The following is a 6,771-nucleotide window of genomic DNA, read 5'->3' as shown; positions in this document are numbered from 1 at the left end:
GGTCGACGTTGACGTAAATGACGCCGTCTTCGAGTTTGACGGGGTAGACCGCAACCGGGTCCGTGGCGGGCAGGCACAGCGGCTTGCCCGTGCGCAGGTCGAACTCCGAACCGTGCAGCCAGCAGTCGATGACGTCGCCGTCGACATCACCCTCGGACAGCGCCACCTCGGCGTGCGAGCAGACGTCGTGGAGCGCGTAGTACTCGCCGTTGCTGCGAACGACGGCCACGGCGAGGTCACCGAGGCGGACACCGAGCGCGTTCGTGTCAGGAATGTCAGCGACTGCGCAGGCGCGGACGAAGCCGTGGAGGTCGGTGGTGGTGTCGCTCATACTCCGTGGCCCTCCAGTTCCTGCTCGACCTTGGCGACCAGACGGGCTTCGAGTTCATCGATGCCGATCTGCTGCAACACCTCGTGGAAAAAGCCGCGAACGACGAGCCGACGCGCCTCGTCGGCCGGGATTCCACGCGCCTGCAGGTAGAACAACTGCTCGTCGTCGAACCGTCCGGTTGCGCTCGCGTGACCGGCGCCGGTGACCTCGCCGGTCTCGATCTCGAGATTCGGCACGGAGTCCGCGCGCGCACCGTCGGTGAGGACAAGGTTGCGGTTGAGCTCGTAGGTGTCGGTGCCGACCGCCTTGGCGCGGATCAGGACGTCGCCGATCCAGACGGTGTGCGCGTTCTTGCCCTGCAACGCACCCTTGTAGGTGACGCGGCTGCGGCAGTGCGGCGCCTCGTGATCGACGAAGAGTCGGTGCTCCAGGTGCTGGCCCTCGTCGGCGAAGAACAGCCCCCACAGCTCCGCGTCACCACCGGGGCCCGCGTAAGCGACGGACGGCGCGATGCGCACCAGGTCACCGCCGAGCGAGACGTGCACGGCTTTGAGCCGGGCATCCCGACCGACGAGCGCACGGTGCTGCGAGACATGGACCGAGTCGCGGGACCAGTCCTGCAGACTCACGAGCGTGAGGTTGGCGGACTCCCCCACCACGATCTCGACGTTGTCGGCCAGCGTTGCGGAACCGGCGTGGTCGAGGACCACGACGGCGGTCGCGAACGGTGCGATGTCGATCACGACGTGAGCGAAGGAGGCGACGTCGGCCGATTCGCCACGCCGGGTGACCCACACCGGCCGATCGAGGACAGACTCGGAGGGAACCGTGATGACGGTGGCCTCAGCGAACGAGGACCAGGCAGCGGCGGCCACCCGGTCGACCGGCGCTCCCGTGCGACCGATGCGCGGATCGTCGCGGTCCACCGTCTCGACGACAACGCCGTCGGGAGCATCGATGTCGACGGCGACCTTGCCGCCCGGTTGCGCGGTGCCGTCGTGCAATCCGCGGAGGCGAGCGAGCGGTGTGAACCGCCAGTTCTCCTCGCGGCCGTGAGGAACCGGGAAGTCTGCGACGTCGAACGAGGCGATGCTCCCCGGACGTGCGTCGATGCGATCGGACTTATGCGTGATGCCCATGGACTAGCCCACGGCCCCTTCCATCTGCAGTTCGATCAGGCGGTTGAGCTCGAGCGCGTACTCCATCGGCAACTCACGGGCGATCGGCTCGACGAAACCACGGACGATCATCGCCATGGCCTCGTCCTCGGTCATGCCGCGGCTCATCAGGTAGAACAGCTGGTCGTCGGAGATCTTCGAGACGGTGGCCTCGTGGCCCATCGACACGTCGTCGTCGCGGACGTCGACGTACGGGTAGGTGTCGGAGCGGCTGATGTCGTCCACCAGCAGTGCATCGCACTTGACCGTCGACTTCGAGCCGTACGCACCTTCGTGGACCTGCACCAGACCGCGGTACGAAGTACGTCCACCGTTGCGGGCCACCGACTTCGAGATGATGTTCGAGCTGGTGTGCGGCGCGGCGTGGACCATCTTCGCGCCGGCGTCCTGGTGCTGGCCTTCGCCGGCGAACGCCACCGAGAGCACCTCGCCGCTGGCGTGCTCGCCGAGCATCCACACAGCCGGGTACTTCATGGTGACCTTCGAGCCGATGTTGCCGTCGACCCACTCCATCGTCGCGCCCTCGTGCGCGGCGGCACGCTTGGTGACGAGGTTGTACACGTTGTTCGACCAGTTCTGGATCGTGGTGTACCGGACGCGCGCACCCTTCTTAACGATGATCTCGACAACCGCCGAGTGCAGCGAGTCAGACGAGTAGATCGGTGCGGTGCAGCCCTCGACGTAGTGGATGTACGAGTCCTCGTCGGCGATGATCAGCGTGCGCTCGAACTGGCCCATGTTCTCGGTGTTGATCCGGAAGTAGGCCTGCAGGGGGATGTCGACATGGACGCCCTTGGGCACGTAGATGAACGACCCGCCGGACCACACCGAGGTGTTGAGCGCGGCGAACTTGTTGTCACCCACCGGGATCACGGAGCCGAAGTACTCCTTGAAGAGCTCCTCATGCTCGCGCAGGCCGGTATCGGTGTCGACGAAGATGACACCCTGCTGCTCGAGGTCCTCGCGGATCTGGTGGTAGACCACCTCGGACTCGTACTGCGCGGCAACGCCGGAGACGAGGCGCTGCTTCTCGGCCTCGGGGATGCCGAGGCGGTCGTAGGTGTTCTTGATGTCGGCCGGCAGGTCGTCCCACGTGGCGGCCTGCTTCTCGGTGGACCGCACGAAGTACTTGATGTTGTCGAAGTCGATCCCCGACAGGTCCGAACCCCAGGTCGGCATCGGCTTCTTGCCGAACAGACGCAGACCCTTGAGTCGAAGGTCGAGCATCCACTGGGGTTCGCTCTTGAGCGCAGAGATGTTGCGCACGACGTCCTCGCTGAGACCGCGCTTGGCGATCGAGCCGGCGGCGTCGGAGTCCGACCAGCCGAACTCGTAGCGACCGATCCCCTTGAGCTCGGGGTTCATCTCTTCGATGCTCAGGTTCTGGGTCATGACTGCTCCTCATTCGTAGGGACCGGTGTACGAGCGGACTCGAAACCGGGGATGCAGGTGGTGCACACGCCATCGCCGTGGGCGATGGTCGCGAGCCGCTGGACGTGGGTGCCGAGCACGCGACCGATGGCCTCGGTCTCGGCCTCGCACAGCTGCGGGAACTCGTGGGCCACGTGCGAGACGGGGCAGTGCTGCTGGCAGAGCTGGTCGCCGATCGGCAGGTCGCGCACGCTGGCGGCGTAGCCCTCGGCGGTGAACACCCTGGCCAGCGCCTCGGCCGGGCTCAGCGCGGGGTCCTCGGCGACCACGGCTGCGTAGTCGCGCTCCACGAAGGCCACCCGGCGACGGGCGAACTCCATGACGGCGTCGTCTCCGCCGGTCTCGGCCAGGAAGCGCAGGGCCTGCACGGCGAGGTCGTCGTACTGCTGGACGAAGACATCGCGCCCGGAGTCGGTGAGGGCGAAGACCTTCGCCGGCCGACCGCGACCGCGGCTGCCGTAGACCTTCTGGTCGCGCGCCTCGACGGTGCCGTCCTCGGTCAGGTGATCGAGGTGGCGGCGGACGGCCGCGGCCGTCAGATCCAGCCGGGCGGCCAGATCGGCGGCCGTCGAAGGGCCGTTCTCGAGGATCGACCGCGCCACCCGATCACGGGTGGGTGCGTCCCCGTCAGGGGTCCCCCCGGTCAGTCCAGCGGTCGGCCTCATGAATTGCACAACGCAAGTGTGACGTTAATACGTCCCCGTCTTCAAGCAAGGGTCCCCTAAGCGCCGTCGGCCGGCGGCTCCAACAGCCGCGGAAGTGGCGTCATCGTCGAGGCCGCGGTCCGACCGGCATCATCCGTGACGAGGCCCCGGTGCTGGCGGAGCTGCTCGCCCGCTGACCGACCTGTGCCCGCTCGGCGGACGCGTCAGTCGGCGGTGCGCCTGCGGAAGGTCCGGATCGCCAGCGGTGCCAACGTGGCGGTGAGGAGCAGGATCCAGCCGATGGTGAACAGGACCGGATGCCGGAGCGGGAGATGCGCGTCCGCGTCCAGCGGCATGTCGTTGCCCCAGAGCTCGCGCACCGCCTGGGTGAGCGCCGAGATCGGGTTCCACTCCGCGATGAACCGCAGCCAGGAGGGCATGCCGTCGGTGGGCGCGAACGTGTTGGCCAGGAAGGTGACCGGGAACATGGTGGCGAACATCACCCCGTTGACGGCCTCGACCGAACGCATGGCGGAGCCGACGAGGATGCCGACCCAGATCATCGCGAAGGCCCAGCCGACCAGCAGCAGATAGCCCACCAGCGCCTCGACGATGTTGGTGTGGATGCGCCAGCCGATCGCGAGACCGGTCAGGGACATCACCACGAGGCCGATCGAGGAGTGCGCCACGCTGGAAAAGGATCGACCCACCAGCACCGCAGCGGGATTGATCGGCAGCGACCGCATGCGGTCGACGATCCCCTTCTCCAGGTCGGCGGTGAGGCCGACCGCGACGATGAAGGAGGAGAAGGCCACGGTCTGGGCCATGATCCCGCCCAGCAGGAAGGCCTTGTAGCCGCCCTCGATCGGGATGTCGATGGAGCTGCCGAAGACGTAGGCGAAGAGCAGCACGAACATCACCGGCTGGATGGTGACGTCCATCAGCATCTCGGGCATGCGCTTGATGTGGATGAAGTTGCGCCGGGCGATGGAGAAGGACTGGCCGAGCAGACCGGTCTGGCGGATCTCGGGTCGTTCGAGCGTGGTCATGAGACAAGCTCCTCGTCAGCGTCGGTGGGATCCTCGGCACGGTGCCCGGTGAGGTGCAGGAAGACGTCGTCGAGGCTGGGCCGCTTCAGGCCGATGTCGTCGAGCACGATCCCGCTCGCGTCGAAGATGCCGGCCACTCTCGTCATGTGGCCGAGCCCTTCCGCGGGTGCGGTCAGCTGGCGTGCTCCCGGGTCGACGTGGACCTCGCTCACGTGCGGCCGCAGCAGCGCCTGGGCCCGCTCCAGGTCGTCCGCGTGCGAGACGGTCACGACCAGCGCCGCGGCTCCTGACTGGTCCTTGAGCTGCAGCGGCGTGCCCTCGGCGATCACGGTCCCCCGGTCGATCACCACGATGTTGTCGGCCAGCTGGTCGGCCTCTTCGAGGTATTGGGTGGTGAGGAGCAGGGTCGTGCCGTCGGCGACGAGCTCGCGCAGCACCTCCCACAGCTCCACCCGCGAGCGCGGGTCGAGACCGGTCGTCGGCTCGTCGAGGAACAGCACCGGGGGCGTGGCGATCAGGCTGACGGCCAGGTCGAGTCGCCGGCGCATGCCGCCCGAATAGGTCTTGGCGATCCGGTCGCCGGCGTCGGTCAGCGAGAAGCGCTCGAGCAGCTCGTCGCCGGCGCGCCTGATGTAGCCCACGTCGAGGCCGTAGAGCGACCCGATCAGGCGGAGGTTCTCCCGGCCGGTCAGCAGCTCGTCGACGGTGGCGGACTGGCCTGTCAGGCCCATGCTGCGGCGTACGGCGGCGGGATCGGTCAACACGTCGTGGCCGGCGACGCGGGCGGTGCCTGACGTGGGCCGGGTGAGGGTCGTCATCATCCGCACCGCGGTCGTCTTGCCGGCGCCGTTGGGGCCCAGCAGCCCGAGCACCGAGCCCTGCGGGACCACGAACGACACCCCGTCCACGGCAATGGTCTCTCCGAAATGCTTGACGAGATTGTCGGCCTCGATGGCATAGGGGGAACTCATGTCGCCACGGTAGTCGCCGGCACGGACAGGGCGCGTCCTGTGTGTTCTCGGTGCACTCCTAGACTCACGCCGTGCCCGTCGAGTCCCCCGCTGCGTCGTCCGCGCGCGACCTGGCCGTCGACATCGACGGCCTGGTGATGGCGTACGGCGACAAGCTGGCCGTCGACGGATTGTCGATGCAGGTCGCACGCGGCTCGATCACGGCGGTCCTGGGTCCCAACGGCGCGGGCAAGACGACGACCCTGGAGACGTGCGAGGGCTATCGCCGGCCCCAGGCCGGGACCGTGCGCGTGCTGGGCCTCGACCCCCACCGCCAGCGTCGCGACCTGCTCCCTCGCATGGGCGTGATGTTGCAGGCCGGCGGCGCCTGGAGCGGCGTGCGGGCGATGGAGATGCTCGACCACATCGCCGCCCTGCATGCGCACCCGCTCGACACCGCGATGCTGAGCGACCGGCTCGGACTCGCCGACTGCGGCCGCACTCCCTATCGCCGGCTCTCGGGCGGCCAGCAGCAGCGCCTGGGCCTGGCGATGGCGCTGGTCGGGCGACCGGAGCTGATGTTCGTCGACGAGCCGACGGCCGGCATGGACCCGCAGGCGCGACGGACCACGTGGGAGCTGCTCGAGGAGATCCGGGCGGACGGCGTCACCGTGGTGCTCACCACGCACCACATGGACGAGGCCGAGCACCTGGCCGACCAGATCCACATCATCGACCACGGCCGCCTCATCGCCTCCGGGTCCCCGACGGAGCTCACCAGCGGCGGCCACTCCGCCACGATCCGGCTCGTCGTCACCCGGCCCTTCCCCGACGGCGCACCCGAGTCGCTGGGGGCCGAGCTGGGCCCCGCGACGCAGGTCACGCAGCTCGACGCCCGGAGCATGCTGATCGCCGGCCCCGCCGACGGCAGCACGCTCCGCATCGTCTCGGGCTGGTGCGAGGGCCACGACGTGGTTCCGGAGTCACTGGCGCTGGGGCGCAAGACGCTCGAGGACGTCTTCCTCGGTCTCACCGGTCGGGAGCTGGCCGGATGAGCACCTTCACCCCGGCGCCGGGTGCCGCGCAGTTCGCGCGCCAGGTCGCCGCGCAGGCACGCATGGAGGCGCGGCTGATGCTGCGCAACGGGGAACAGCTGTTGCTCGCCATCGTGATCCCGGTGATCGTGCT

The 6,771-nt window shown here is 68.4% G+C and carries 7 protein-coding genes and 1 pseudogene; 2 read left to right on the top strand and 6 right to left on the bottom strand.

The features are described 5' to 3' along the window. The 6 genes from RMO85_RS06400 to RMO85_RS06375 all read right to left on the bottom strand — a co-directional run. A partial coding sequence (locus tag RMO85_RS06400; protein WP_310527662.1) for a non-heme iron oxygenase ferredoxin subunit occupies nucleotides 1-331 on the bottom strand: 331 nt, incomplete at its 3' end. Beyond that, nucleotides 328-1,470, bottom strand: coding sequence for a Fe-S cluster assembly protein SufD (gene sufD / locus RMO85_RS06395; protein ID WP_310527661.1), 1,143 nt, complete (start codon nucleotides 1,468-1,470; stop codon nucleotides 328-330). The genes RMO85_RS06400 and sufD, both read right to left, overlap by 4 nt. 3 nt (nucleotides 1,471-1,473) lie before the next feature. Next, nucleotides 1,474-2,901 (bottom strand): Fe-S cluster assembly protein SufB, encoded by a 1,428-nt coding sequence (gene sufB, locus RMO85_RS06390; RefSeq protein WP_310527659.1) that lies wholly within the window; start codon nucleotides 2,899-2,901, stop codon nucleotides 1,474-1,476. After that, nucleotides 2,898-3,605, bottom strand: coding sequence for a metalloregulator ArsR/SmtB family transcription factor (locus RMO85_RS06385; protein WP_310527666.1), 708 nt, complete (start codon nucleotides 3,603-3,605; stop codon nucleotides 2,898-2,900). Before RMO85_RS06385 ends, sufB begins: the two co-directional genes overlap by 4 nt. Nucleotides 3,606-3,808: 203 nt before the next feature. Next, entirely contained in the window at nucleotides 3,809-4,633 is an 825-nt protein-coding gene (locus RMO85_RS06380; RefSeq protein ID WP_310527656.1) for an ABC transporter permease, read from the bottom strand. Beyond that, nucleotides 4,630-5,604: an ATP-binding cassette domain-containing protein gene (locus tag RMO85_RS06375; protein WP_310527654.1), complete on the bottom strand. Its 975-nt coding sequence runs from the start codon at nucleotides 5,602-5,604 to the stop codon at nucleotides 4,630-4,632. The genes RMO85_RS06380 and RMO85_RS06375 overlap by 4 nt, the downstream gene beginning before the upstream one ends. 71 nt (nucleotides 5,605-5,675) lie before the next feature. Here RMO85_RS06375 and RMO85_RS06370 point away from each other — a divergent pair, with 71 nt between their 5' ends. Both RMO85_RS06370 and RMO85_RS19635 read left to right on the top strand, forming a co-directional pair. Further along, a complete protein-coding gene (locus RMO85_RS06370; RefSeq protein ID WP_310527651.1) occupies nucleotides 5,676-6,638 on the top strand; it encodes an ABC transporter ATP-binding protein in 963 nt (320 codons plus the stop codon). Further along, nucleotides 6,635-6,771, top strand: a pseudogene (locus RMO85_RS19635) (ABC transporter permease); the annotation flags it as partial. The gene RMO85_RS06370 and the pseudogene RMO85_RS19635, both read left to right, overlap by 4 nt.

It is taken from the genome of Nocardioides sp. (assembly GCF_031422975.1).
Lineage (GTDB): Bacteria > Actinomycetota > Actinomycetes > Propionibacteriales > Nocardioidaceae > Nocardioides.
This window is presented reverse-complemented; position numbering and strand designations above follow the sequence as displayed.